Raw genomic sequence first — 24,509 nt, 5'->3', positions numbered from 1 at the left:
GGTGGTCGCCTATATGGTGGCGCGCGCCGTGATTCCGGTGGCGTTCGCGTGGCTCGGGGGGCAACTGCTGGGCGCCGTCCTGAACGCCCGGCTGGGCGCCCCGGCCGGTCCGCTGACCGGTCTCGTCATCGGGCTGTCGCTGCTCTTCGCCGTGGAGGAGACGCTCAAATGCGTCCAGGAGGCGCTGCGGCTGTGGGTCGTACGCACGGTCAACGGCGCGCTGCGCGGGCGCGTGATGCGTGCCGCGCTCAGCGGAACGCGGGTGGACCACCTGCACCGGCCCGAGATGCGCGATGCCCTGGGAGGACTCACCGGCCTCGCCTCTACGTCGGCCACCCCGGGGGCGGCATTCGCCGGTCAGCTGTTCGTCATGAGTGAGTACCTCAAGGCCGGGGCGGCGGCGGTGCTGCTGGCCGTGACGTCCTGGTGGTGGCTGGCACCGCCCGTGCTGGCGGCCGGTCTGTGGGTGCGGTTCGCCTTCCGGGCCCGCTGCGTCCAGTTGGCCGAGGTCGGCGGACGCCATGGGAACGACCAGCGGGAGGCGGACTACTTCTTCGGCATCGGCACCTCTCCCGCCACGGCCAAGGAGGTCCGCCTCTTCGGCCTGGGACCGTGGCTCGTGGACCGCGTGCGCCAGAGCACGCGGCGGATGGGCGGGGCGTGGAACGCCGAGCTGGAGGGGTTCGCCATCCCCGGCCTGATCCGTGCCTACGCCGTCGAACTGGTGGTGCTGACGGGCACCCTCGCGGCGCTGGCCGGGCTGCCGCACCTGAACGGCTCGGACCTGGCCCGGATCACTGCCGCGCTCGCGGCCTGCCTCCTGGTCGCGGGCGTGGGGCGGTTCTTCGAGGCCTGGGACTTCGACGTCGAGTACGGCGGGGCGGCGGTCCGCCTGGTGGCCGGCATCATGACCCGCACCGCGGGCCTGCCTGTCGCCGACGGCTCAGTGCCGCCGCGGGGACGGCCCCGCCAGGGGATCGAACTGGCGGGGGTGACCTTCGCCTACCCCGGGTCCCGCCCTGTGCTCAGCGGGCTCGACCTGTTCCTTCCCGCGGGCCGCTCGATGGGACTCGTGGGTGTCAACGGTGCCGGGAAGAGCACTCTCATCACGCTCCTCGCCGGGCTGCGGCGCCCCCAGGAGGGCCGGATCACCGTGGACGGCCGCCCATTGGCCGAGATCGACTCCTGGCAGCGGGACATCGCGGTCCTGACACAGGAGTTCATCCGCTACGACTCCTTCACTCTCGCGGAGAACATCGCCACGGGGGCCTGGCACCATCGCGACGACCTGCCCGGTATTCGCCGGGTCGCGGATCAGGTGGGTCTCACCACCGCGATCGACGCACTGCCCCGGGGGGCGGCCACCGTCATCGGGCCGGACGGCGTCGACCTGTCGGGCGGGCAGTGGCAGCGGCTGGCCCTGGCGCGGATCCTCTTCGCCGCCCGGCACGGGGTGCGATTCCTGGTCCTGGACGAGCCCACCGCCAGCCTGGACGCGACTGCCGAGAGCGCGTTCGTCGACCACTTCCTGGAGGCGACCAAGGGCATGACGATGGTGATGATCTCGCACCGGCTCTCCACCGTGCGCCGCATGGACCGTATCGCCGTACTGGACGGCGGACGCATCGCGGAGTCGGGCACGCACGCCGAACTCGTGTCACGGCAGGGTGTGTACGCACGGATGTTCGCGCTTCAGGCGGCTCCGTTCGCCGGGGCGGACCCCGCCCGGTGACCGGCACCCGTCGTCTCCTGGGAGGGCTCCTCTTCGCCGTGCGTACGGCCGCGGCATGCCGCAGGAGACGGTTCGCCGCCGGCACCGTCCTGGTCCTGGGCGCCGGTGCCGCGGGCGGACTGGTGCCTCTGGGGTCGCAGCACTTCGCCGACGCCATGTTCCACGGGCAGCCACGGCAGGCGGTGTGGTGGGGCCTGGCCCTGGGCGGACTGTGGACCGTGGCCATGGGCGCGGCCAACATCGGCGCCCTCGTCCTGCACGGGGTGCGGGAGAGCATGCGGCTGACCGTGGACTGCGCCGTCGTGCACGCGGTCTGCTCCGTCCCCGAGCCCCAGCGTCTGGAATCGGGCCGGGCGGCGGACCGGTTGACGCTCCTGCGCAACGAGCGCGACGTCGTGTGCCTCGCGGCGCTCACTCCGATGGTCGCGGCCGGTGTACTGGTCCAGGTCGGCGTCACCTGGATGCTGCTCGCGACCGTCAGCCCGCTCCTGGGAACGCTGCCCGTCCTGGCCGTGGGAGCCTTCGTCGTCTCGGCACGTGTGCAGCGCACGGCGGAAGCCGCGGAGGAGGTCATGGCGGCCGACGAGCGGAGTGCGGCGTTCCTGTACGAACTGGCCACGCGGCCCGCCCACGGTGGTGAACTGCGCCTGTCCGGTATGCCCGAGGAGCTGCTGCGCCGGCACACCCGACTGTGGCGCGGTGTCACCAGGGGCCGGATCAGAGCGGAGCTGCACGCCTCCCTGGTGGCCGGCAGCGCCCTGCTGCTGGGGCTGGGAGCCTTCTTCGCCGTGGTCCTCGTCGCGGCCGACAGGGCGCGACGAGGCACCCTCGGCATCGGCGAGTTGCTGTTGATCCTCACCGCGGGACAGCAGCTGTACTGGCAGATCGGCCGGGCGGTGTCGATCAGCTCCGACCTGCTGCGCGTGGCACGTTCGGCGACCCGTTACCGATGGCTGGTCGAGCAGGCCCGCCCGACGGCTGCGGACGTGCCGGGTACGGCTTCGCCCGTAGGGCGGGAGCTGCCCGGCCGCCTCCCGGCCGGCCGCCGTACGCGGGTCCCCGGCCTCCGGCTGGAGAACGTCTCTTTCACCTATCCGGGCGCCGGCACGCCCGCTCTCTCGGAAGTGACGCTGGACCTGCCGGCGGGCAAGGTGGTGGCGGTGGTGGGCGCCAACGGATCGGGCAAGTCGACCCTGGTCAGACTGGTCTGCCGCTACTGCACTCCGTCGCGCGGCAGCGTCCTACTCACCTTGCCGGACGGCGGGACCAGCGATCTGGCCCGGGTGCCGCTCGACGACTGGAGCGCCACCACCACAGGGGCCTTCCAGGACTTCCTGCGTCTGGAAGGCCTGCTGAGCGAGTCCATCGGCGCCGGTGAGCCGTCCCGCATCTCGGACGAGGCGGCAGTCCGTCAGGCACTGCTGCGCAGTGGTGACGGGGCGCTGGAGCACCGCTGGCCCGACGGCCTGCGCACACTCCTGGGCACGTCGTTCCATGACGGTGTCGTGCCGTCGACGGGCCAGTGGCAGCGCATCGCCGTCGGGCGGGCCACCATGCGGCGACAGCCGTGGCTGGTCGTCCTCGACGAGCCGACAGCCAGTCTGGACCCGCATGTGGAGGACGGCGTGTACCGCGCCTACGCACGCATGACCCGTGCGGGCGGGGAGTCCGGAGCCGCACCGACGACGGTCCTGGTCTCACACCGGTTCTCGACGGTGAGGACGGCGGACGTGATCGTGGTCATGGACCGCGGCAGGGTGGCGGAGTACGGGAGCCACGAGGAGCTGTTGGACGCCGGCGGCCTGTACGCGCGGACCTATCGGACGCAGGCCCGTGGGTACCGGTGAGGGGCCCGGGCACGCGGTGGACGGGGCCCCGGTCCCGCCGGGCCCGTACGGCCCCGGGACGGCCGCCGGGCGCACCCCCGACCTCCTGGCGGGCGTGCCGCTGCTGCGCGGGCGGAGCGTGGCCGCCGGCCAACGATGGGTGTACTCGGCCGGATTCAACGTCGGTCCGGCGCTGACCGACACCTCCCGCATCGACAGCGAGCTCGACGACCTCCGCCGGCTGTCCGACGCCGGCGCCCGGGTGGCCGTCCTGTCGCACCAGGGTCGCTGGGACGACGGATCGGCGCGCCACCTGGACTACGTCGCCAGGTACCTCCAGGACCGCTTGCGGCGCCCCGTGCGGTACTTCCCGGAGAACGACTCCGCGGCGGCCCAGCGCACAGCCCTGGCCATGCGTCCCGGCGAGGTGACCCTCTTCGGGAACACCAGGTTCCATGCCGGAGAGGCGGCCGACGACTCCGCCCTCGCCCAGCGGTTCGCCGCGCTGGGCGAGGTCGTGGCGCTGGCCGGGTTCTCCAAGGCCCACCGCAGGCACGCCTCGAACGTCGGCCTCACACGTCACCTCCCGGCATGCGTGGCGGGCAGCCTGGAGACCGAGGTGCGTCGGCTGTCCTCGTGGGCGGCACGTCCCCCGGCCGGCCCGTCGCTGGCCGTCCTGGGCGGCCGCAAGCCGGAGAAGACCCTCATCGGGCTGCCGGGCTTCTGCCGGATGTACGACGTGGTCGTGCCCGGCGGGGTGGTGCTGAACACCGTGCTCAAAGTGCTGGGGTACGACGTCGGCGGTTCCGATCTCGGCTCCGACCCCCGCCGGTGCGCGCAGGTCACGGAGCAGGTGCTGGCCCTGCCCGCCCGCGCGGTCGTCCACGTTCCGCACACGGTGATGATCGCCCCCGTCGCACCGAGGGACGGGCGGCGGGCCCGCCGGATCGGCGTGGCACAGGGCGTCCCCGACGACCACATGATCGTCGACTTCGTGCCCCGCCCCTGGCTGCGCAGCCGCCTGAGAGCACTCGGGGCCCGGGGCGGCCGGGCCGTGCTGGCCGGCACACCGGGCTGTTATCCGCAGGGACACCGTTTCGCCTGCCGGACACTGCTGGCCCACCTGTCCCGGCCCTCGGTCGACGCGCTGCTGGTGGGCGGGGACACGGTGGCCGAGCTGCCGTGGGGCGGAGCTTCCTCGACAGGCGGTGGATCCGCCCTCCAGATCCTGGCGCACGGCACCTGCACCGTACTCGACGCGCTGCGCGGTCAGGGGCGAGCCGGGGGACCACTGCTCAACTGAGAATCCCGGGCAGTCGAACACGCGGGCCGGGCAGCGCCTTCGAGCCCGTACTCGGCCAGCCAGGACAGCAGTTCCTCCCGAGTGGCACCCACGAGGCGGCCACCCGTGAAGCGGATGTCGTCGGTGACTTCCGCGACGCAAGCGGGCGGGCGGCGGAACGACGCCGCGTCCTCGTCCGTGGCGAACTCGGCCTCGGCCAGCACCAGTCCGTGCCGAGGGGAGTCGAAGACGTCGACGCCCAGCGGGGGCACGCTCAGCCGGGTCTTCGTAAGGACGGCGCCCGGGAGCCCGCTGAGCACCTCGTACTCGGCACGGGACAGGTAGACGTTGGTCACCAGTCCCTGAAGGGCACCGGGCCGTGCGGCAGGGACCTTCTGGGTGAGCTTGTACTCGATGGTTCCGTCCTCGAGGAAACGTGTCCGCCGCAGCCGCAGGCGCGTGTCCGCCAGATACAGGTCGGTGATGCGCCGTGTGGCGACGACGCCGGAGGCGTCCGGGGGGTGAGCCAGCAGAAACCGCCTCTCCCGCTCGGCCCGGGCGTACTTCTCCCGGGGGTGAGAGGGGCGTGGTACGAGATCGTTGTCTTCCGTCACCCGTCCGTTTCTACTGAACACGCGGCTCAGACGGGGCGCGAACCACCGTCCGGCACCGAATCGTTGAGCACTCCCCAAGCCGGTTGGCCGTGTGGCAGCCTGCCCTGGGACCTGTGACGCCGACTCCCTTCCCCGACCGCAGCCGCACGCACCGGCCCGGCGCTCCCGCGCCGTACCGTGCCGCACCGCAAAGAGCCGTGAAGGTGTCACGAAAGGTGGAGGGAATGCGAGAGGCCATCGTTCCAGCGCCGCTGGGGGCAGTGGGCGGCGGGCCGGGCGGGCACCCCGCGCGCGGGGTGTCGGTCGTCGTCCCCGTCAAAGGCCGGGTCGACGAGGTGCGCAGACTGCTGGAGAGCCTGAGCGCGGCCACCGAGGCGGCCCCGGGACCGGTCGAGGTCATCCTGGTGGATGATTCGCACGACGCGGACGCCCGCAGACACCGGGAGCACTGCCGCCTGTACGGAGCCCGTTACCTCACCGGACCGCGTCATGTGGGTGCCAAGCGCAATGTGGGGGCCGGGCTCGCCTCGTACGACCTGCTGCTGTTCACCGATTCCGACTGCCGTGTCTCGCCGGACCTCCTGGCGCGGCACGTGGCGACCATGCGAGCGGCCCCGGACGACGTGGCGGGTGTCGCCGGTCCCACGGTGGTGGACGACTGCGACAGCCGCGTCTTCCGCGTCATGCGGCGCGGACACGTGCTCAACGGCGACCTCGAACGCCCTCTGCGGTACCGGCGGCTCCTGTGGGCGACCACGTCCAATCTCATGCTGCGGCGCGAAGTGTTCCACCAGGTGGGCGGGTTCGCCGAGGAGTCGCTGACCGTGGTGGCGGGCGAGGACGTCGATCTCGGCATCAGGGTGTCCGAGGCGGGTTACGCGATCCTCTGCGACGCCGGCGCAGTCGTCTCCCACAGCAGCGCCGGCTCCGACGCCCTCGGGGCGGTGTTCCGCCGGCTGCTGACCTACGGCAGGTCCGAACAGTGGCTGTGCACGGTCCATCCCGCCTACCGGCGGTTCAAGCTGAACCCGGTCAGTGCCCTCGCCGCGACGTTGACGCTGGGCCTCGCCCGCGGCCGGCTCCGGCACGCGGCTCTGCTCGGCGGCGCCGTGGGCACCGCGCTGCTCGCCGGGCACGTGCGCCGGTCGCTCGGCGACGACCGGTCGGTGCGGGCGGTCGCGGAGACGACGGTCTGCGCACTGCTGGAGTGGTCCTTCGATCTGGGGGCGTTCATCGCCGCCTTGCAACTGCACCGCCCCGACCTGTTCTTCTCACGACTCGACATCGACGAGTCCCGGTTCGCATCCGCCGGCGAAGAGCGGCCCGGGGAAGCGACCGGAAGAGGAGCGCACGCTGATGTCCAGGCGAACAGGGTATGACTCAGGAGGGCACGGCATGACCGAGGGACTGCGGACGGAAGTGCCCTGCCACGGCTCGGCCGCACTCGCGGACAACCGGGCGTACCTGCCCGGAATGAGCTTCGCGCGCTACCGGAGCCGCATGGCGGAGTTCCCGAGGTTCTTCCCGGTGCTCCCCGCCGTTCCACCGGGCGACGCGGTGATGGACACACTCCGCAGGGGCAACGAGTTCGACACCGACGAGAGCGGCCGCGGTGACTCCTACCGCAACGCCCAACGCGCACCGGAGGTCCGGCTCCGCGGCATTCGGGCGCTTCTCCAGCTGGCGCTGGACGGGCCGGTCCCGCACCGCTGGCCGGACACCCTGCGCATCCTGGACGTGCTGGGCGGGGACGGGACACTGGCCCGTGCGCTGGCCCGGCTGCGGCCGTACGCGGTACAGGACCGGCAGTGCGTCCTGACGAGCGACCTGTCCCGGCACATGGTCGCCCAGGCACTGCGCTACGGGCTGCCCGCCATCTGCGAGCCGGCGGAACACCTGCTGCTGCCCGACGGGACCTTCGACGCGGTCATCCTCGCCTACGGAACCCACCACATACCTGTGCCGGACCGGCGGAAGGCCTACGCGGAGGCGCTGCGGGTGCTGAAGCCCGGCGGCCGCGTGGTGGTGCACGACTTCGAGGAGGGCGGCGCGGTGGCGCGGTGGTTCTCCACCGTGGTCCACCGCTACGCACCCAACGGCCACTCCTACGAGCACTTCACACGGCGGGACCTGCTGGCGGACCTGCGCGCGGTGGGCTTCCGGGACGTGTCGGCACGAGAGATCTACGACCCGTTCACGGTGTCCGGGACGACACCGCGGTCCGCGCGGCGCGGGCTGTGCGCGTACGTCGCCGACATGTACGGGCTGTTCGGACTGCGGCAGGCTCCCGACTGGCAGCGCGGACTCTGGGAGCTGATCACGGAGCACGCGGCGCGATCACCCCGGCCGGACAGCGGCGAGGTGGTCACGCGACTGGTGGAACCGACAGGCACGGGGTTTGCCGCCACCATGCCCCGCAACGCGCTGGTGGCCGCGGGCGTCAAGTGACCGGCGGTCCCTGCACGGCCAGTCGTGCCGCCAGGTCGGCCGAGTAGTCGGGTGCCCGGCGCGCGACCGGCAGGATCCGCTCGTGCAGTTCGGCGAGGACGCCGAGGGAGAAATCCGTCGCGCGCCAATCCTCGAACGTGATGCCGAGGCCGAGCTCGCGCCACAGCTCGCCGTTGCGCCTCTCCGAGTCGCTCCATGACTCGAGAATCACCAGAGGGGTGGCCGCCCACAGCCCGTCGAGCAAGGTGCCGGCGCCGGGTTTGCTCATGACCGCGACGGCGTTGCGCGCGAGGTCGAACGCGTGGGGGTACTCCGCCTTCCGGGCGAAGGGGAGCGCGGACACGTCCACCGTGCCCGTCGCCCCGGTGTGTCCGGGTTCCACCTCTGCGAACGGCGGATAGCCGTCGTCGTGCCACGGGTGCCAGCGCGGATCCATCATGAAGTAGCGCGCACCGGGTTTGCCGTGGTCCACGTCGCTCGGTTCATAGGCGATCATGTCCAGTCCGAACCGGTGCTCCACCAGTTCGTCCGCTCGCTCACGATAGGTGCCCAGTCCCCACCCTCCGCCGTGGACCAGCAGTCGGCCGGCGCGGTCCGCCCACGGTACGGGCGGCTTCGCGGACACGGGGATCGTCCAGGGTATGGCCCGCCCCGGGCCGTCGGCGAGCGCGATCTCGCGTGCTCCCTCCGGCGGCGGAGCACCGCCGAGGAGGAACGACTGCATGGGGGCCGCGTCCCCCCGGCACAGGTCCACCCCGATCGGCGTCCCGAGGAATTCCCGGTAGCCGCGCAGTACCGAGAGCCAGTAACCGGAGAACACCACGAAGTGCCGCACCCCGCGCTCCCGCCAGCCCTGCCACAGAAGACGCACCGCCTCCTCGCCGAGGTCCGACGAGGTGTCCCGCTCCATGCGGCGGCCCGCGAGCGCGAACCGGAAGCTGCGGTGGTAGGCCCACTTGAGGTCGCCCATGGTGACGAGCTTCTCCGGGGGCAGCAGGCGTTCCAGGACGTTCACCTCGGCCACCACGCCCCGCTCGCGCAGCCGATCGGCGAGCAACAGCCCGGGAACGTGTACGCCCAGTGTGGCGCCGGAGGTCAGTATCGCGATCATGCCGGCCCTTTCCGCCCCTGGGCCGCCCAGAGGTCGAAGGTAGCTGCGAGGGGTTGTACGACCTGCTGGCGGAGCCAGGCACACCGCTCGGCGTCGAACCTGCGTGGCACCGCCTCCACCCACATGATCAAGTAGAGGTAGGAGCGGTAGAGGGTCAGCCGCCGTCGCGCGGACGCGTCGAAGGCCACGGTGCCGCCCGCCATTCGGTACCCCTCCAGGAAGGCGTCGTCACGCTCGATGTCGCCGAAGAGGGACAGCGAGACCAGCTCGGCCAGCGGGTCGCCCCAGAAGGCCCGCTCGGCATCGATGAGCGCGCCGATCCGTGCGCCCGCCGGGCCGCGGTCCACCAGGATGTTGCCGTCCCACAGGTCGAAGTGGACGAGCCGCGGGGTGCTCACCTCGTCGAGGACCGCGCTCTGCGCCGCGAACAACTCCCTGATGCGATCGGCGTCTTCGGGCAGCTCGACGGCGAAGCGCCCGGCGTCCGTGAGGACGGCGCCGACCATCTCGAGGAACGCCTCCCGCCAGCTCCCGCGCAACGGGCCCAGCGGTTCGGCCGGATACCCGAAGGCCTCACCGGTGATCGAGTGCAGTGCGGCCGTGAAGCGCCCCAGCTCGGTGCGCAGGCGTTGCCGCTCACCGGCCTCCAGCGCGTCCCCCAGCTCGTACCAGTTGCCGCCGGGGCACTCCGACATGACCAGGTGGTCGCCGGCGGCGGTGCCCTTGTCACCGGGCGGGGTGAGGACGGCCGGCACGGGGACGCCGGTGGCCTTCCGGACCGTGTCGTAGAACCAGGCCTCCGTGGCGAGGATGCGGTGCTCGTACCGCAGTACGGGCTCGCTCGCATCGGGTGCCAGCTTCACCACCAGTCCGGAGCCGTCGGTCCGGCGCACCCGGAAGACGGTGTTGAAGGTGCCACCGCCGAGCTCCCGTACGTCGGCCACCTCCTCTTTCGGTACACCCGCGGCGGCGAGGGCGTCGCTGAGCCGGGTTTGCAGGAAATCGCTGCTGTCGTCCACGTGTCCTCCTCAACGTGCTCCCGCGGGAGCCCCCACCGGTCTCATGCCGACCGCCTCGGCAGCCCGGGTCAGACGCTGTCGCCAGGTCTCCACCTCCGAGGGCAGGCAGATGAAAGCACATTCGAGCCGGCCGCGCGGCGGCCGCAGAACAGATCCCGTCAGCGGCAGCACCCCGCCGGGCGAGGCTTCGCTGTGCAGAGCGCCGGCGGCGGCGAGTTCGTCGAGCAGCCGGCCGATGGCGTCCTCGTGCCGCACCACCAGCGACACGCGCCACAGATGGGAGCGCAGGCCGGTGCCGCGCACCCGGCGGTCGATCGCCATGTTGAGCATCCCGATCGAACGGCGTGCGTTGATCTCCAGCACGGGCACGATCCGCCCGTCCCCGAGCAACAGGGAGTCGACGCCCACGGGGCCCCAGTAGCCTTCCGCGGCGATGGCCGCACCGAGTCGTACCAGGGTCCGGGAGAAGCCCTGCCGGTCCGCCTCGTCCGCGAGTTCGCCGGAGAGCGGGCCCACCCCGACGTGGCTGAGCCCGCGGTGCTCGACGGACTGCGTGCCGAGGAACTCGACACCGCCGGCCCGGGTGATGTCCAGATATCCGGAGAAGTCGGCGCGCTTCGGCCACTTCGGCTGCACCACCAGCTCGACGCGCCTGCCGTCACCGACCTGCCGGCCGAGGTACCTGGTGATGGTCCGCAGAACGGCCGGCCGGTCGACCTCCAGGATCCCCCGGCCCCCGACTCCGAAGGGATCCTTGATCACGGCCGTGCCGTCCGTCTCCGCCACGGCGGCCGACAACTCGGCCACGGAGCGGACGGTGCGGCCCGCGGGCAGGCCCAACCGGTGTGCCAGGTCGTCGGAGAACACCTTGGAGTTCGCCCGGGCCACCGCCGCGACGTCGGGAACGGAGTGCCCGTGGCCGGTCCGGGCGGCGAGCTCCACGGTGTCGGGCAGCACCGCGTAGGGGACGAATCCCGGATACCGGGAGATCTCCCGCAGCGCCCGGGGGGCGCCCAGCAGCAAACGTTCCACCGTGGCGCCCCGCGGTGCTTCCGAGGACAGCCACTCGTCCTCGTCCACGACGGAGAGGTAGCGGGGGGCGAAGCCGGCCCCGGCGAAGGCCTCACGCAGCGGAGCCGCCACCGGGTAGCGGGTGACCAGCGCGTCCCCGGGCTCGCAGAAGCCGAGGAGCATCTCGTCCATCGTGGCGACCTGAGCCCGGCTCTGGACGTCCGCGACGGCCGGCAGCTGTGCCAGGTCGTCCGGGCGCCACCGCGATTCGGCGTCGAAGGTGCCGAGGTTGACCGTGCCGACCGTCTCTGCCACGCTCACTCGGACCCGACCAACAGGCCCGAGATGTACTCACCGAAGGTCCGGACGGATCGGAGCAGGTCCAGACTGAGTGTCTCGAAATCGAGTTGCACACCGAACGCATCCTCGATGGAGAGCAGGAAAGAGATCGCCTGGAGAGAATCCAGGCCGTACTCTCCGACCATGTCCCCGTCCGACCGAATCGTGTCCACGGACACATCGTTCTCGAGTACCTCGACGAGTACCTGTTTGATGGTGGACTCGATGTCCTGCACGCCAGTCACACTCCATTCAGGTAGAGCAGGATGCACCGTGAGCAGATAGGCATCATGCCGTTCTCCGCCATGATTTCCCGGACCCGCCGGAAATTGGGGCTGTGCCACAGATCTTCCGCCGACGTGTCGTACAGATTGCCGACCACGAACTCGGGGAAGAATTTGCAGGAGCTGACATTGCCGTCCGCATGCACTTCCATACGGTTGTGGACGGCCAGGCAGCGGCTCCTTTTCTGCACCGGGGCGGGCCTTCCGAGGATGAAGTCCTCGATCTCGTCCTCGGCAACCTGCGGCTGGTAGCGGATACGGATTTTCCACTCCCGTGCGGCCAGCTCGGCCATCGACTGCCGCAGCGTCGGAATGAGTTCCTCGGGCAGCCGGTAGGTGTAGGAATGCCAGGTGGGCCTCTTCGTTTCGCCCGAGTGGGGCAGCCACGCGAAACTCTGCTCGTACAGCCGGTCCATCGCCCCGGCGACCTCCGGCGAGATGTACCACGGGAACTGGAAGTAGACGGTGTGCACCCCCATGTCCTCGGCCCACTGCATGAACTCGTACATCCGCGACACGTTCGTGTGCGAGACCATGCACGACAGCGAGATCTCACCCAGGTACTCGCCCCGGCGCTTGAGCTCCAGCATGGCGCGGATGTTCTCGGCGGTGCGCTCGAAGGACCCGCTGCCGCGCAGGGCGTCGTGATCCTCCACGAGCCCGTCCAGGCTGACCAGCATGTTGAAGTCCTCGATGCCGAGCAGCTGAGCCCGGTGCCGCTTCAGCAGCAGCCCGTTGGTGCACATGTTGACCGTACGCGGGTAGCGGCGCAGTAGATCCGCGACCGCGGCGAACTTGCTGTACATCAGGGGCTCGCCGCCCCAGAGGAAGAGCTTGGAACGCAGCGGGGCGGTGAGCTCCAGGACGTCCTCGACGACGCCGATGCCGAGTTCGGACCGCTGCTTCTCCCGGCTGTAGTCGCGAAAGAATCCCTGTTCCGCCCACTGATAGCAGTGGGTGCACCGCAAGTTGCACCGATAGGTGAGCTGGAGGCAGACCTCTTGCGGCAGCGGAGAAGCGTAGGTGGGATCTTTCTCGGCCTGCCGGCGTGCTTCCGATTTCAGAGCCACCGTGTGCTTGATGTCGGCGAACTCTTTGACGTTGAGCTTTCGAGACGTTCTTGGAGGCATGTGTCCCCCGAATCAGCGTGATTTCGCCGTCTGCGGTTCGCGGGCGCCACAGGTCGCCCGGCCGGATATCGGCATCGTAGCTCCGAAATCGCGTTGTCGCTACGGCACTTGGGTCCCGGCCGGCTCTTGAACAACTCCAGACCGCGGAGTAGGTTGATGGATCTGTTGATCACCCCCACAGCGAAGGGGCGGACGTGACAGAGGGACAGGCCGGACGTTCGGAATCACTCCCGCTGGCGCCGGCGCAGGAGACCTTGTGGGAATTCGTCAAGTATTTCGCACCGGAGAATCCCAGCCACGCGGGCATGAACGTGGTGGGCTCCGTGCGGATTCCGGAAGAAATCGAGCCCACGGCGTTCCGCTCGGCGGTCGCGGACCTCGCGCGACGCCACGACGCACTGCGGACCGTCTTCGTCCGGACGGGAGTCGACCCCCTTCTGCGGGTCGCGGCCCGCATGGCACCGGCGGTCTCCTTCCACGATCTGTCCCCGCTGACCGACGAGGTGCGCACGCGGCGCCGGTACGAGCTCGTCGACCGGGCCGCGACCGCGACGTTCGATCTGCTCCAGGGGCCGCTGTGGAAGGTCGTGGTGATCAGAACGGCGGCGAAGGACCACCTGATCGTGGTCACGCTGTTCCACCTCGTCGCGGACGGCCACTCCGTCGGGCTGTTCCTGGCCGACCTCAAGGCGGCCTACCAGGCCCGCCGCGGCCTCGGCCCCCGCCCGCCCGCTCCCGCGACGCGGTACTGGGAAGCCGCCGCCCGCAGGCGCCGGGACGTCGCCGCCGCGGCCGACGGCATCCGGCAGTGGGCCGGCCGGCTCCTGCCCCTGGCCGAGACGCTGCCCTTTCCCGTACTCGACCGGTCCGCCGTCTCCCCCGAGAGCGCGGTGGCCAAGCACGTCCACATGTTCCCCGACGGATTCCCGGACGAGCTGCTCGCCTTCGGCCGCCGGGCCAGGACCACGCCCTTCATGGTGCTCCTGGGGGCGTACGCGGTACTGCTGAGCCTGCGCACGGGCTGGGACCGCGTCGTGATCGGCAGTACGACCGCCGGCCGCGATCTGCCCGGTACGGGCAGAGTGATCGGCCAGTTCACCAACAACGTGTACCTGGACATGCGCGTCCTGCCGCACCTGACCTTGCTCGAGGTGACCGGTCAGGCGCACGCCCGCATGCGTGAGGCGACCCGGTTCGCCGCGTCGTTCAAGGCGATCGCGCGCGCGGTGCATCCGCGCTTCGACGAGGAGCGTCCGTGGCCGTTCGTGCACCTCTTCCACGGATGGTTCCAGGCGGCTCCGCCCCGGGCCGAGGCCCGCTTCCCCGAGTACGGCGACGACCATGCCGAACTGTCCCTGGAACGCGTGGCGGCCGCGCCCGCGCCTTCCTACGACGGCTCACTGACGTGGATCAGGCGGGGCGCCCCCGGCGTCATCATCAGCGGGGACAGGCGCGCCGCGATGGTGAGCTACGACCCGCGCTTCTTCGCGCGGGAGATGGTGCGCGAACTGATGGAGCAGTACGGCGCCCTGGTGCGGCGGATGCTGCTCGATCCGAGTCGGCCGGTCAAGGAATTCGGCCACTTGGTGTGAGCCGGAACCCGACAGCGGAAGGCGGAGGTGCCGACATGATGGATGACCTGCGGACGAACACCCCTGAACAGGGCGTGGACCAGGCGTATGCGCGTGAGGTGGTGCTGCGGGTGGTCGCGGCCTACGCGCCGGACGGCTCCGGCGGGATCACTCCCGCCACGGTGCTGGAGGAGGAGCTGGGCTACAACTCGTTGCGGCTGGTGGAACTGTCCTTCGCGATCGAGGAGCTCTTCGGCCTCGGCTCCCCGGGCACGACGCACCTTCCCCCCATCGAAACCGTCGCACAGTTGCAGGACTTCGTGGCGGCCACGGTCGCGGCGGGCACCAGCGAGCCGCCGACACCGGAGGCGGTGGAGGACGCGCTGGCGCGTGTGTGAGGCCCGCCGACGGCCCTGACGACCGGAAGGATGGCGACATGCAGGCCTCCGTGCCCCGAGAGGACGCCCTGAGGTTGCTGGACAGGATCACCCGCGTACCCGATGAGGCGCGCACCTTCGACGTGCCGCCGGAGAAGGTCAGGGAGCGCTACCGCATCCCCGCCGACCTGCTGGACTTCATGGGATCCCGTGGTCTGCCGCGGGAGCTGACCGCGGACGGCGGGGTTCGGTACGACGACAAGGACCTGACCAACGTGGCTCTGCACCTCGGGTACAGCCCCGCTGCCCGGGCGGCGCGCAGGTACTGGGCCGCGGGGCTGAACCGGGACCCGTCCGCCGGCCGGCTGCGCTACCGCATCGAGTACCAGGCGGCATGTCCGGACCCCGGGCACGCGGCGGTCTGCCGCTACCGGCTCGCGCTGCCGGGGCAGGGCCGCGTCGAGCGGCTGGTCGACGCCGGCAGCCGCGTCCTGGCGTGTGAGTCGATCTCTCCCGAGACCGACTGGCCGCGCTTCGCGGGGCCCGCCCGCGCCCTGCTGGCAGAGGCGGCGGACCTCGACCTGATGTTCGTTCCGCGAGCGCTGCGCTTCCGGCTCGACTTCATCAGACGGACCCGCATCTGCGACTGCTCGGGCGCCACCGCCCTGCTGCTGCACTCCGCGGCACGGTACGGCGTCCGGGCGAGGTGGGCGTTCGGGCTCATCGCCGTGCCGCCGTACGCGGCCACGCACAACTGGATCGAGATCCGCACCGACGACCGGTGGGTACCGGCGGACCCGGTACTGATCAACGCGATGCTCGACTGGGGCGCCCTGCGGCGGGACACCTGGCATCCGTACCGGTCACCGGGGGCGATCTTTCTCAGGCTCGCCGACGAGGACGGCCCGATCGCGGTGCACGAGGGCACGCCGGTACCGGTCTCGTTGGGGATCCGGCTGGCCGAGGAGCCGGCCCCGGCGGACGCCGGACGATGACAGCGGGAGGAGACATGCAGCACCACGACGACACGACGACGATCGATGTCACCGTGCCCATGACGTTCTCGTGGCAGCACACGTCCACCGCCCCGAAGCTGAGGGCGCTGTACGAGAAGGCCAAGACGATGCAGTGGGACGTCGACACGGACATCGACTGGGCACACCGGATCAACTTCGGTGAGCAGCTGCCCGCGGTGACGGACGGTGCCAGGAGCCCACTGGGAAGCGCCGAGGGCTGTCCGGTCCCCCGCTCCCGCTGGAGCGAGCTGCACTGGGCCTACCACTCCTGGTCGGTGAACCAGTTCCTCCACGGTGAACAGGGCGGACTGCTGGGCACGGCGCGTCTGGTCACGACGGTGCCGGACGCCGACGCGAAGCTGTACGCGGCCAGTCAACTGGCCGACGAAGCGCGCCACGTCGAGGTGTACGGACGCTATGTCGACCTGCTCGGCGACACGTACCCGATCAGCCCGGCCCTGCGCACGATGATGGAGAACATCGTCTCCGAGAGCCGCTGGGACATCGTCTACCTCGGCATGCAGATCATCGTGGAGGCCCTCGCGCTGGCGGTGTTCCGGCTGGAGGGCCGGGCGCCCCAGAACCCGGTGATCGGGCGGATCACCGAACTGGTCGCCCGCGACGAGGCACGGCATGTGGCGTTCGGCGTACTGGCCCTGAAGGACCAGTACAGGGAACTGTCCAGCCACGAGCGCGCCGAGCGCGAGGAATTCGTCAAGGAGTCCGCGTTGCTGATGGCGCGCCGGTTCCGTATGGAGGAGGTCTGGGAGCGCGTGGGCGCGGACGTCACGACAGGCATCACCTACACACTCAACGACCCGTACATGATCGAGTTTCGGCAGGCCATGTTCTCCAAGATCGTCTCGAATCTGGGCCACATCGGCATGCTGACCCCCGGCGTACGCGAGCACTTCGAGGACCTCCGGCTGCTCCGCACCGCCGCTCCCCGGCGGGAGTTCTGATGACGGACGTGTTCGGCTGGCTCGAGAACCCCTCTGCCGACCGTGGCCTGCACTTCGCCGAGGACGGTGGCAACGGCTGGTCCTTCTGCTCCTACCAACACCTGGCCCGGCTCTCGCGGTCGGCCGCCGTCGACCTGCGCTCGGCCGGTGTCGGACCGGGGGACACGGTCCTGCTCATCTGTCCCACGTCGGCCGGGTTCGTCGCCGCCCTCTACGGGGTCCTCCGGTCGGGAGCGGTCCCGTCGGTGGCCGCCACGCCGACCGCCTTCCGCGACAGGGCGGCCTACACCGAGCACCTCGGCCGGCTGCTCCGGCTGGTCGCCCCCCGTGCGGTCGTGACGGTGCCGGAACTGGCCCCTCTGCTCGAACCGACCGTCACCGCGCTCGGCTGCGCGCTGCTGCTCCCGCCGGCCGGGGCCACCGCCGACGACGACGGCCTCGTACCGGTCCGGCCGCGGCGAACGGCCGTCATCCAGTTCAGCTCCGGCTCCAGCGGCCCGCCGCGCGGGGTACGCATCGGCATGGCCGCACTCACGGCCAACATCCGCGCGATCGGGCAATGGCTGGACTTCGATCCCGCCGTCGACCGGTTCTCCACCTGGCTCCCGCTCCACCACGACATGGGGCTCGTGGGATCCCTGCTGTTCCCCATGGCCCAAGCGGCGGACCTCTGGCTGATGCGGCCCGAGCAGTTCATCAGAGAGCCGCTGCGGTGGCTGCGGACCTTCTCGGACCACGCGGCCACCACGACCACCACACCGATGTTCGCGCTCGGTCATGTCCTGCGGCGGGTCCGCGAGGACGACGTGGCGGGTCTCGACCTCCGCTCCTGGCGGACGCTGATCGTCGGAGCGGAACGGGTCGATCCCTCGGTGCTGGACGCGTTCACCCGTCTCCTGGCACCGGCCGGGTTCGACGCGGGCGCGATCCTGCCGGCGTACGGCCTGGCGGAGGCGACGCTCGCGGTGACCGGTGTACGGCATGCGGAGCCGGTACGCACGCTGTCGGTCGAGGTGGGCTCGCTGGCGGTGGGGCGCGCGGTCCACGAGGCCGCCGGGGACGACCGCACGGCCACCTTCGTCGGGTGCGGCCGGCCGCTGCCCGGCACGGAAGTGACCGTCGTCGACGACGAGGGACGGCAGGTCGCGGACAGGGTCCTCGGCGAGGTCCGGGTTCACGCACCCTCCCTGGCGGACGGGTACGTCGAGGAGCCGGGCACTGAACCGGAGCCCTTCGACGGCGTGCTCGCGACGGGGGACGCGGGCTTCCTGGCCGACGGTGAGCTCTTCGTCGTCGGGCGGCTGGGGGACAGCGTCAAGCAGTTCGGCCGGTGGGTGTTCGCCGAGGACGTGGAACGCGTGGCCGCGTCCGTCGCCGACCGTCCGAACCGGATGACGTGTCTGCTCGGCTTCCTCGACCGGTGCAACACCGCGGCCGTGGTCATCGAGGGGGGCCGGGCCGCCGAGGCCGAGCGCATCGGCCGCGCGATCACCCGGCACGGCTACGAGCTGAGGGTCCTGGTCCTGAGCGCGCCCGATGGCTGGATCAGGCGCACAACGAGTGGCAAACCCAGGCGTCGGGCCATGTGGCAGGAGGTGATGGAACGCCGCGACGACACCGTCGTGTGCTGGGACTCGGCAGGCTAGCTGGCCGGGAGGAGACCGATGTCCGGCAGGAGAACCGGGACGGGCACGGGGTTCGTCGCCCGGACACCGGCACGGCGACCGCACCCACACGGTGCGCCGCTTCCGGGGAGAGAGGGCCGTGGATGTTCCTGCACCGCTACCGCAGTGTTCTCGTCCTGCCGAAAGTCGGGTCGACGATCCTGCTGATGTTCCTCGCACGGCTGCCGCTCCCGGTCATGGGGCTCACGCTGACGCTGCACGTGGTGGGTGACCTCGGCCGCAGTTACGGAGAGGCCGGCCTGGTGGGCACCGGGACCACGGTGGGCACCGCACTGGGCGCTCCGAGCGTGGGCCGAATGATCGACCGGTACGGCCTGCGGCGCGTGGTGGTGGTCTGCGGGGTGCTCACCACGTTGTTCTGGTCGACCGTCGCCCAACTGCCGTACGCGCTGTTGCTGGTCCTCTCCCTGCCCGCCGGACTGATCGCGCTCCCGATGAGCTCCCTGGCACGCCAGTTCCTGACCGCGCTCGTCCCAACGGCGCAGCGGCGGGCGGCGTTCTCCCTCGACACGGTGCTCGCCGGCGTCTCCTACATCCTCGCGCCGACGCTGGCGGTGCTGGCCGTCACCCAGTTCTCGGCGGGTGCGGTACTGCGGGGCATCGGTGTCTGGCTGGCGACGTCCTCCGTGCTTCTCTGCGCGACGAACCTGCCGACGCGGACCGCGGAGGAGGTGGCGCGGGCCACCCCGCGGACGAGGCCACGTGTGCGCAGCTGGCTGGACGGCAGGATGCTCGGGGCCTTCGCCGTCTGCTTCGGCTGCATGGTGTCGATGGTCGGCGCCGAACTGTCCGTGATCGCGACACAGCGGGCGGGGGGCGAGACGGCCTGGACCGGCGTCGTGATCGCCACCATGGCGGTCGCCTCCATCGTCGGAGGCATACCGCACGGCGCCATGCGCCGCACACTGCCGCAGGACGTGCTGGGCATGCTGCTCGGCCTGCTGACGATCCCGGTGGGGCTGTTCGCCGCCCCCTGGTGGGTCCTGGGTCTGGCGCTGGTACCGATGGCGCTGCTGACCGCGCCCGCCACGGCGGCGAACAGCGAGACGATCAGCAGGCTTGCCCCCGCGCATTCGCGAGGTGTGGCAATGGGGCTCCTGGACTCCTCCACACGGCTGGGCGTGGCGCTGGCCGGCCCCGCGGTGGGGTTCGTCATCGACCACTCCTCACCCGCCTGGGGATTCGCGGCGGCCGGACTGGGAGGTCTGGCCTTCGCGGGGCTCGGCACCGTGTGCGGCAGGCGCCGCCCGGCACCAGGGCCGGCGCCGACGGCGTCGGCGCCTCCGGTGGACCGGCCGGTATGACGCCGGGACACCGCCCGGCCACGACCGAAGCCGATCAGGAAAAGGGGCTGCCATGACACTCCCACCCCTCGAGGTGTACGGAACGATGGAGGCGCCGCACGCGGACGCCGGCGACTCGCTCGGACACATCGCCGGTCTCGCGCGGCGGGCGGAGAAGCACCGGCTGGACGGGCTGCTGGTGTTCTACAACCACCGTTCGCCCGACCCCTGGGCGGTCGCCTCGGCGATCCTGCACAGTACGGAAAGACTCGTCCCCCTGGTGGCCGTGCAGCCGTACTCCCTGCCGCCCTTCACGGCGGCGAAGCTGATCCACACCCTCTCGACGCTGCATCGGCGCCGGGTGGACATCAACCTCATCACCGGCGCCACGGAGGCCGATCTCGCCCAGCTCGGCGAAGGGCTCGGACACGACGAACGCTACGCCCGCGCGGAGGAGTTCTGCGACGTGCTGATGGCCCTGCTGAGCACGGACAAGGCGCTCGACCACGACGGGCGGTTCTACCGGTACGCGTCGCTGCGGACACACTCGTTCCTGGAGCCGGAGCACCGCCCCCGTGTCTTCGTCGCCGGCTCCTCCTCGGCCGGCGTGCGGGCCGCGGCCGCGGTGGCCGACGTCGCGGTCACGCATCCGGAGCCGGTGGCGCGCTTCGCCGAGACCCTCGCGGAGCGCGGCCCGGCGCGGGCGCGGCCGGCGATCCGGGTGGGGCTGATCGCCCGCGCGACGGACGAGGAGGCCTGGGCCGTGGCCCGTGCCCGTTACCCCGAGGACCGGCGGTCACGGGCCATGACACTCATGCGCACGCATGCGCGGTCCGACTGGAGCCGGCGCCTGGCCCGCCTGGCGACAGCCACGGAGGACGGCACGTACGACGAGGTGTACTGGACCGGTGCCTACCGGGCGAACCGGGACAGCATGCCGCTGCTGGTGGGGAGTCACCAGCGGGTCGCCGACTACCTGGAACGGTACGTCGCGACGGGCGTGAGCACCGTGTTGCTGGGCGCACTCGCGACGGAGGAGGACTTCCAGCACGCGGTCGCGGTGCTGTCGCGGGTGCGCCGTACGCGCACCGGCCGGACGGCCTCCCCGTTCTCCGCGACCACTCACGAATCGAACACGCAGACAGGGAGTGATCACTGTGACACGTAAACGAGTTGTGGTGTTGGGCGGGGCCGGCTTCCTCGGCTCGCATCTGTGCGAGAGATTCCTCGCCGAGGGATGGTCCGTCACGTGTGTCGACAACTTCCTGACCGGCTCGCGGGCCAACCTGGAAGGTGTGGACGACAGCGGCTTCGACCTCGTCGAGGCCGACGTGTCCCAACCGCTCACGGTCGGCGGTCCGGTGGACGCCGTCCTGCATTTCGCGTCACCGGCGTCACCGGCCGACTACGCGGCCCACCCGGTGGAGACCCTGCGGGCCAGTTCGCTCGGCACCTTCCACGCGCTCGAACTCGCCCGCACCACCGGAGCCCGCTTCCTGCTGGCCTCGACCTCGGAGGTGTACGGCGACCCCGACAGGCACCCCCAGACGGAGAGCTACTGGGGGAACGTGAACCCCGTGGGCCCGCGTTCGTGCTACGACGAGGCCAAGCGCTTCGCCGAGGCGACCGTATGGGTGCACCGCGAAAGACTGGCGGTCAACGCGGGAATCGTCCGCATCTTCAACACCTACGGGCCGCGCATGCGACGTCAGGACGGGCGCGCCGTACCCAACTTCATCGACCAGGCCGTCACCGGCCGCCCGCTGACAGTGGCCGGGGACGGCAGCCAGACCCGTTCCTTCTGCTACGTCGACGACCTCGTCGACGGTGTGGTGAGGGCGGTCCGCAGCGACCTCTTCGGCCCGGTCAACCTGGGAAACCCCAGCGAGAAGACCGTGCTCGGCCTGGCCGAGCTGATCCGTTCGCTGACCGGGTCCGACTCGGTGATCCGGCATGTGCCGCTGCCGCAGGACGACCCGCGCGTCCGCTGCCCGGACATCTCACGGGCGACACGCGAACTCGGCTGGCGCCCCACCATCGGTCTGCGCCGGGGACTGCTGCGCACCATCGCGTGGGCCGAGGAGCACTGGGATGTGCCGGCAGGCCGCGACCGGTCCGCGCAGGCGTCCACCGCCGCGCTCGTCGGGCAGGACGCGCCGCACTGATCCGACAGGAGACACACGTATGGAAGGCACACCTCCGCGGGAGGGGGACGACGTGCTTCCGCTCGCGCCCAGCCAGGAGGCCCTGTGGGAGTTCCTGAAGTACTTCTCGCCGCGCGACCCCGGAGGCGCTCCGTTCAATGTGAGTGATTACAGACAGCTGGACGGAGTGATGCACCTGGAGTCTCTGTGCCGGGCCGTCTCGGACGTCGCCCGGCGCCACGACTTCCTCCGCATCGCCTTCACCGACCTCACGTGTGATCCGGGCGTACGGATCACGAGCGGGACCGAGCCCGACATCTCGTTCGTGGACCTGTCCGGGCGGCCGGACAGGGCACGGACGGAACGGCTGCGGGACCTGGTCGCGGCAGGATGGCAGCGGGGTTACGACGTGCTCAGGGCGCCGCTCTGGTCGGTATGCGTGGTACGCCTCTCGTCCTGTCGGCACGTGGTGATCGTGAGCCTCTGTCACCTCGTCGCGGACGGCTGGTCCCTCGGCGTCTTCTTCGACGATCTCATGACGGCGTACGCGGCGCGGTGCGACGACGGCCCGGTTCCGGAGCCGGTCGGGATCACCTTCCAGGACGTGGCCGAAGCCCAGCGGAGGGCACAGAGTGCGGCCCCGGGTGAGGATCCGCTCCCGCACTCGGGGCCGGTGAGCCCGGCGCTGCTCTTTCCGGTCCGTGCGCGCCCGGGCGACGAACCGACTGCCGAGGCGCGGTGCCCGTTCTCGTTCGGTCCTGAGCTGACTCTGAAGGTCCGCGCCCTGGCCAGGGAACTGCGGACCACTCCGTTCGTGCTGCTCTTCTCCGCCTACCAGATCTGTCTGCGGCAGCGGACGGGGCTGGACGGACTGCGGTTCGGAACGGTCACCCTCGGCAGGAGGGCCAGGGGGTACGCGCGACTGGTCGGGCAGTTCACCACGAACGTGTACGTCATGTCGGCCGCTCACCCGCGAACCTCGCTGCGGGAGGCCGTCGGGGAGACGCACCGCCGCCTGGAGCGAGCGACTTCCCGGGAGTGGTCCTTCAGACGCGTCGCCCGCGAGGTGCACCCCGGATTCGTGGCGGAACGTCCCTGGCCGTTTCTCCATCTCTTCCACTCCTGGTTCCAGGCGGGGCCGCCGGCCTCCGCCCGGACGACCCGGACCGGTGGTCTCACCGTCAGCCGGCCGCCCTCCCTCGACGAGCAGCCGCGGGAGCCGGCGACGGTTCTTCCCACGGCGGTCCCCGGGGCCCTGGAGCTCTGGGCCAAACGCGGGGCACCATCGATCACGCTGAACAATCGCCGGGAAGGCGGCGATGTCACCTATGACCCGCGCTTCTTCGACGGCGGGATGGTGGCTCACTTCGCGGCGGACTACGTCCACGTCGTACGAAGCGTCGTCGACGAGCCCGACGGCCTGGTGGGCCGGGTCACACTGAGCCCGTGAACACGCCTTCCGGCGGTGGGCGTGCGCCGGTCAGGTGCGGCGGACGCGTGCCGCCAGGGCGCGCACGGCGTCGCCGAGGGCGTGCATGCTGTCCTCCCCGCCGAGGAACGCGCTGTGATGAAGGAGAACGGCGGACGACGACAGGTGGGCCGCACCGGGGAAGCGACGTCCGGCGTTGCGACGGTTGAAGCGTTCGGCGAGCGGACGCAGTCCCGGTTTGCTGTCCGGGCGGAGCAGCGGGCTGCGGTCCAGTGGCTCGCGTGGCGTGTAGACGCGCACACCAAGCTCGCGGCTCATCTCCTCGGCGATCCTGGCGTTCGGCCACGCGCTGTCGTGGAAGACCAGCGGCACCTCGTACAGGGACAGTTCGTCCTGCCGGGGGTCGCGGCGGAGCGGCGACACGCCGTCGATGTCCTCCAGGAGCCGCTCCAGCAGGTGGTAGTTGGCGTTCCGCCGCGCGTGCTGCTCGGGCAGAATCTCCAGTTGAGCGCAGAGGAGCGCGGCGCTGAGCTCGTCGATCCCGAAGTTGGCGCCCATCACCGAGGCCGTCTCGGCCAGTTCCAGCTGTCCCGGGAGCGGGCGGGCACGATGACTCCGTGAGTCCGCCCGCAGTTCCTCCAGGCGCTGGACCAACTCCACACGATCCGTGACGAGGGCCCCGCCCTCGCCGCACGTGAGCACTTTGGCGTGCTGCATGCTGAAGCAGCCGAAGTCGCCGAGGGTCCCCGCCCGCCGGCCCTCCCAGGCGGCGCCGTGGGCTTGCGCGGCGTCCTCGACGATGGCGATCCCGTGGGGGGCGACTGCCGCACCGATGGCGGGAACGTCGGCCATCACACAGGCCCAGTGCACCACGATCACCGCTCTGGTCGAGGAGGTCCTCGCGGCGTCGACGGTCTCGGGCGTCAGACAGCCGGTGGCCGGATCGACGTCCGCGAGGACCGGCACCAGGCCCGCACGGAAGACGGCCGTGGCAGTCGCCGTCCAGGTGAGGGCCGGGACTATCACCTCGGAGCCGTGCTCGATCCCGAGTGCCTCGAGTGCGATGATCAGGGCGCTGGAGCCGTGATCGACGGGTACGCACCGTCTGGCCCCCAGATACCTGGCGAACTCCTCGGCGAACCTCCGTTCGTACAACGCCGACCCGTTGTAGGGAGTGCTGATCGCCCATCTCCCGCTGTACAGGGCCTCGGTGAGGTACCGAGAGGCGTTGGGCGCCACTTCGGGC

The 24,509-nt window shown here is 71.0% G+C and carries 21 protein-coding genes; 14 read left to right on the top strand and 7 right to left on the bottom strand.

Annotated features, from left to right (window positions below; translation table 11 throughout):
• Positions 1–13 precede the first annotated feature (13 nt).
• From IO29_RS35820 to pgk, 3 genes are read left to right on the top strand one after another with little or no spacing between them, the layout of a single operon-like run.
• Positions 14–1,732, top strand: a complete 1,719-nt coding sequence (locus tag IO29_RS35820; protein WP_158709273.1) for an ABC transporter ATP-binding protein — start codon at positions 14–16, stop codon at positions 1,730–1,732.
• Positions 1,729–3,579, top strand: coding sequence for an ATP-binding cassette domain-containing protein (locus IO29_RS31630; RefSeq protein WP_051707223.1), 1,851 nt, complete (start codon positions 1,729–1,731; stop codon positions 3,577–3,579). The genes IO29_RS35820 and IO29_RS31630 overlap by 4 nt, the downstream gene beginning before the upstream one ends.
• Positions 3,566–4,861 carry a phosphoglycerate kinase gene (pgk, locus tag IO29_RS31625; protein WP_030378756.1) on the top strand — a complete coding sequence of 432 codons (1,296 nt, stop codon included), beginning with the start codon at positions 3,566–3,568 and terminating at the stop codon, positions 4,859–4,861. Before IO29_RS31630 ends, pgk begins: the two co-directional genes overlap by 14 nt.
• Here the strand turns inward: pgk and IO29_RS31620 are convergent.
• Positions 4,828–5,454 carry a CYTH domain-containing protein gene (locus IO29_RS31620; RefSeq protein ID WP_051707222.1) on the bottom strand — a complete coding sequence of 209 codons (627 nt, stop codon included), beginning with the start codon at positions 5,452–5,454 and terminating at the stop codon, positions 4,828–4,830. The two genes, pgk and IO29_RS31620, sit on opposite strands and share 34 nt — an antisense overlap.
• 224 nt (positions 5,455–5,678) lie before the next feature.
• Here IO29_RS31620 and IO29_RS31615 point away from each other — a divergent pair, with 224 nt between their 5' ends.
• Positions 5,679–6,833: a glycosyltransferase family 2 protein gene (locus IO29_RS31615; protein ID WP_078618165.1), complete on the top strand. Its 1,155-nt coding sequence runs from the start codon at positions 5,679–5,681 to the stop codon at positions 6,831–6,833.
• 16 nt (positions 6,834–6,849) lie between these two features.
• Entirely contained in the window at positions 6,850–7,902 is a 1,053-nt protein-coding gene (locus tag IO29_RS31610) for a methyltransferase domain-containing protein (RefSeq protein WP_051707217.1), read from the top strand.
• Here the strand turns inward: IO29_RS31610 and IO29_RS31605 are convergent.
• The 5 genes from IO29_RS31605 to IO29_RS31585 are packed head-to-tail and all read right to left on the bottom strand — an operon-like array spanning position 7,895 to position 12,796.
• Entirely contained in the window at positions 7,895–9,013 is a 1,119-nt protein-coding gene (locus IO29_RS31605; RefSeq protein WP_030378752.1) for a hypothetical protein, read from the bottom strand. The two genes, IO29_RS31610 and IO29_RS31605, sit on opposite strands and share 8 nt — an antisense overlap.
• On the bottom strand, positions 9,010–10,032 hold the full coding sequence (locus tag IO29_RS31600; RefSeq protein WP_234307453.1) for a phosphotransferase family protein: 1,023 nt from the start codon (positions 10,030–10,032) through the stop codon (positions 9,010–9,012). Before IO29_RS31600 ends, IO29_RS31605 begins: the two co-directional genes overlap by 4 nt.
• Before the next feature lie 9 nt (positions 10,033–10,041).
• The gene (locus tag IO29_RS31595; protein WP_030993880.1) at positions 10,042–11,358 is read right to left on the bottom strand and encodes an ATP-grasp domain-containing protein; all 1,317 of its coding nucleotides are present in this window, start codon (positions 11,356–11,358) and stop codon (positions 10,042–10,044) included.
• Between the two features lie 2 nt (positions 11,359–11,360).
• Positions 11,361–11,618, bottom strand: coding sequence for an acyl carrier protein (locus IO29_RS31590; protein ID WP_030993881.1), 258 nt, complete (start codon positions 11,616–11,618; stop codon positions 11,361–11,363).
• 5 nt (positions 11,619–11,623) lie between these two features.
• Positions 11,624–12,796, bottom strand: a complete 1,173-nt coding sequence (locus IO29_RS31585) for a radical SAM protein (protein WP_030378748.1) — start codon at positions 12,794–12,796, stop codon at positions 11,624–11,626.
• 194 nt (positions 12,797–12,990) lie between these two features.
• On the opposite strand from IO29_RS31585, the gene IO29_RS31580 reads away from it, so the two are divergent.
• The 9 genes from IO29_RS31580 (at position 12,991) to IO29_RS31540 (ending at position 23,284) form a co-directional block, all read left to right on the top strand.
• Positions 12,991–14,388 carry a condensation domain-containing protein gene (locus IO29_RS31580; protein ID WP_078618163.1) on the top strand — a complete coding sequence of 466 codons (1,398 nt, stop codon included), beginning with the start codon at positions 12,991–12,993 and terminating at the stop codon, positions 14,386–14,388.
• Positions 14,389–14,423: 35 nt separating this feature from the next.
• On the top strand, positions 14,424–14,765 hold the full coding sequence (locus IO29_RS31575) for an acyl carrier protein (RefSeq protein WP_030378746.1): 342 nt from the start codon (positions 14,424–14,426) through the stop codon (positions 14,763–14,765).
• Positions 14,766–14,803: 38 nt separating this feature from the next.
• The gene (locus IO29_RS31570; RefSeq protein ID WP_030378745.1) at positions 14,804–15,739 is read left to right on the top strand and encodes a transglutaminase-like domain-containing protein; all 936 of its coding nucleotides are present in this window, start codon (positions 14,804–14,806) and stop codon (positions 15,737–15,739) included.
• A gap of 14 nt (positions 15,740–15,753) precedes the next feature.
• On the top strand, positions 15,754–16,722 hold the full coding sequence (locus IO29_RS31565; protein ID WP_051707212.1) for a ferritin-like domain-containing protein: 969 nt from the start codon (positions 15,754–15,756) through the stop codon (positions 16,720–16,722).
• Positions 16,722–18,368, top strand: coding sequence for an AMP-binding protein (locus tag IO29_RS31560; protein ID WP_051707210.1), 1,647 nt, complete (start codon positions 16,722–16,724; stop codon positions 18,366–18,368). Before IO29_RS31565 ends, IO29_RS31560 begins: the two co-directional genes overlap by 1 nt.
• Before the next feature lie 122 nt (positions 18,369–18,490).
• Positions 18,491–19,711, top strand: a complete 1,221-nt coding sequence (locus IO29_RS31555; RefSeq protein ID WP_051707209.1) for an MFS transporter — start codon at positions 18,491–18,493, stop codon at positions 19,709–19,711.
• 52 nt (positions 19,712–19,763) lie between these two features.
• Positions 19,764–20,858: an LLM class flavin-dependent oxidoreductase gene (locus IO29_RS31550; protein WP_051707207.1), complete on the top strand. Its 1,095-nt coding sequence runs from the start codon at positions 19,764–19,766 to the stop codon at positions 20,856–20,858.
• Complete coding sequence (locus tag IO29_RS31545; RefSeq protein WP_234307452.1) at positions 20,848–21,855, top strand: UDP-glucuronic acid decarboxylase family protein; 1,008 nt, start codon at positions 20,848–20,850, stop codon at positions 21,853–21,855. The genes IO29_RS31550 and IO29_RS31545 overlap by 11 nt, the downstream gene beginning before the upstream one ends.
• A gap of 19 nt (positions 21,856–21,874) precedes the next feature.
• On the top strand, positions 21,875–23,284 hold the full coding sequence (locus IO29_RS31540; RefSeq protein ID WP_030378739.1) for a condensation domain-containing protein: 1,410 nt from the start codon (positions 21,875–21,877) through the stop codon (positions 23,282–23,284).
• A 30-nt stretch (positions 23,285–23,314) separates the two neighbouring features.
• On the opposite strand, the gene IO29_RS31535 is transcribed toward IO29_RS31540, so the two are convergent.
• A complete protein-coding gene (locus IO29_RS31535) occupies positions 23,315–24,418 on the bottom strand; it encodes a DegT/DnrJ/EryC1/StrS family aminotransferase (RefSeq protein WP_051707205.1) in 1,104 nt (367 codons plus the stop codon).
• Positions 24,419–24,509: the final 91 nt, after the last annotated feature.

Source organism: Streptomyces sp. NRRL F-6676 (genome assembly GCF_000725625.1).
In the GTDB taxonomy this organism is placed as follows: Bacteria; Actinomycetota; Actinomycetes; order Streptomycetales; family Streptomycetaceae; genus Streptomyces.
Note: the sequence above shows the minus strand (reverse complement) of the source record. Positions and strands in the feature narration are given on the sequence as shown.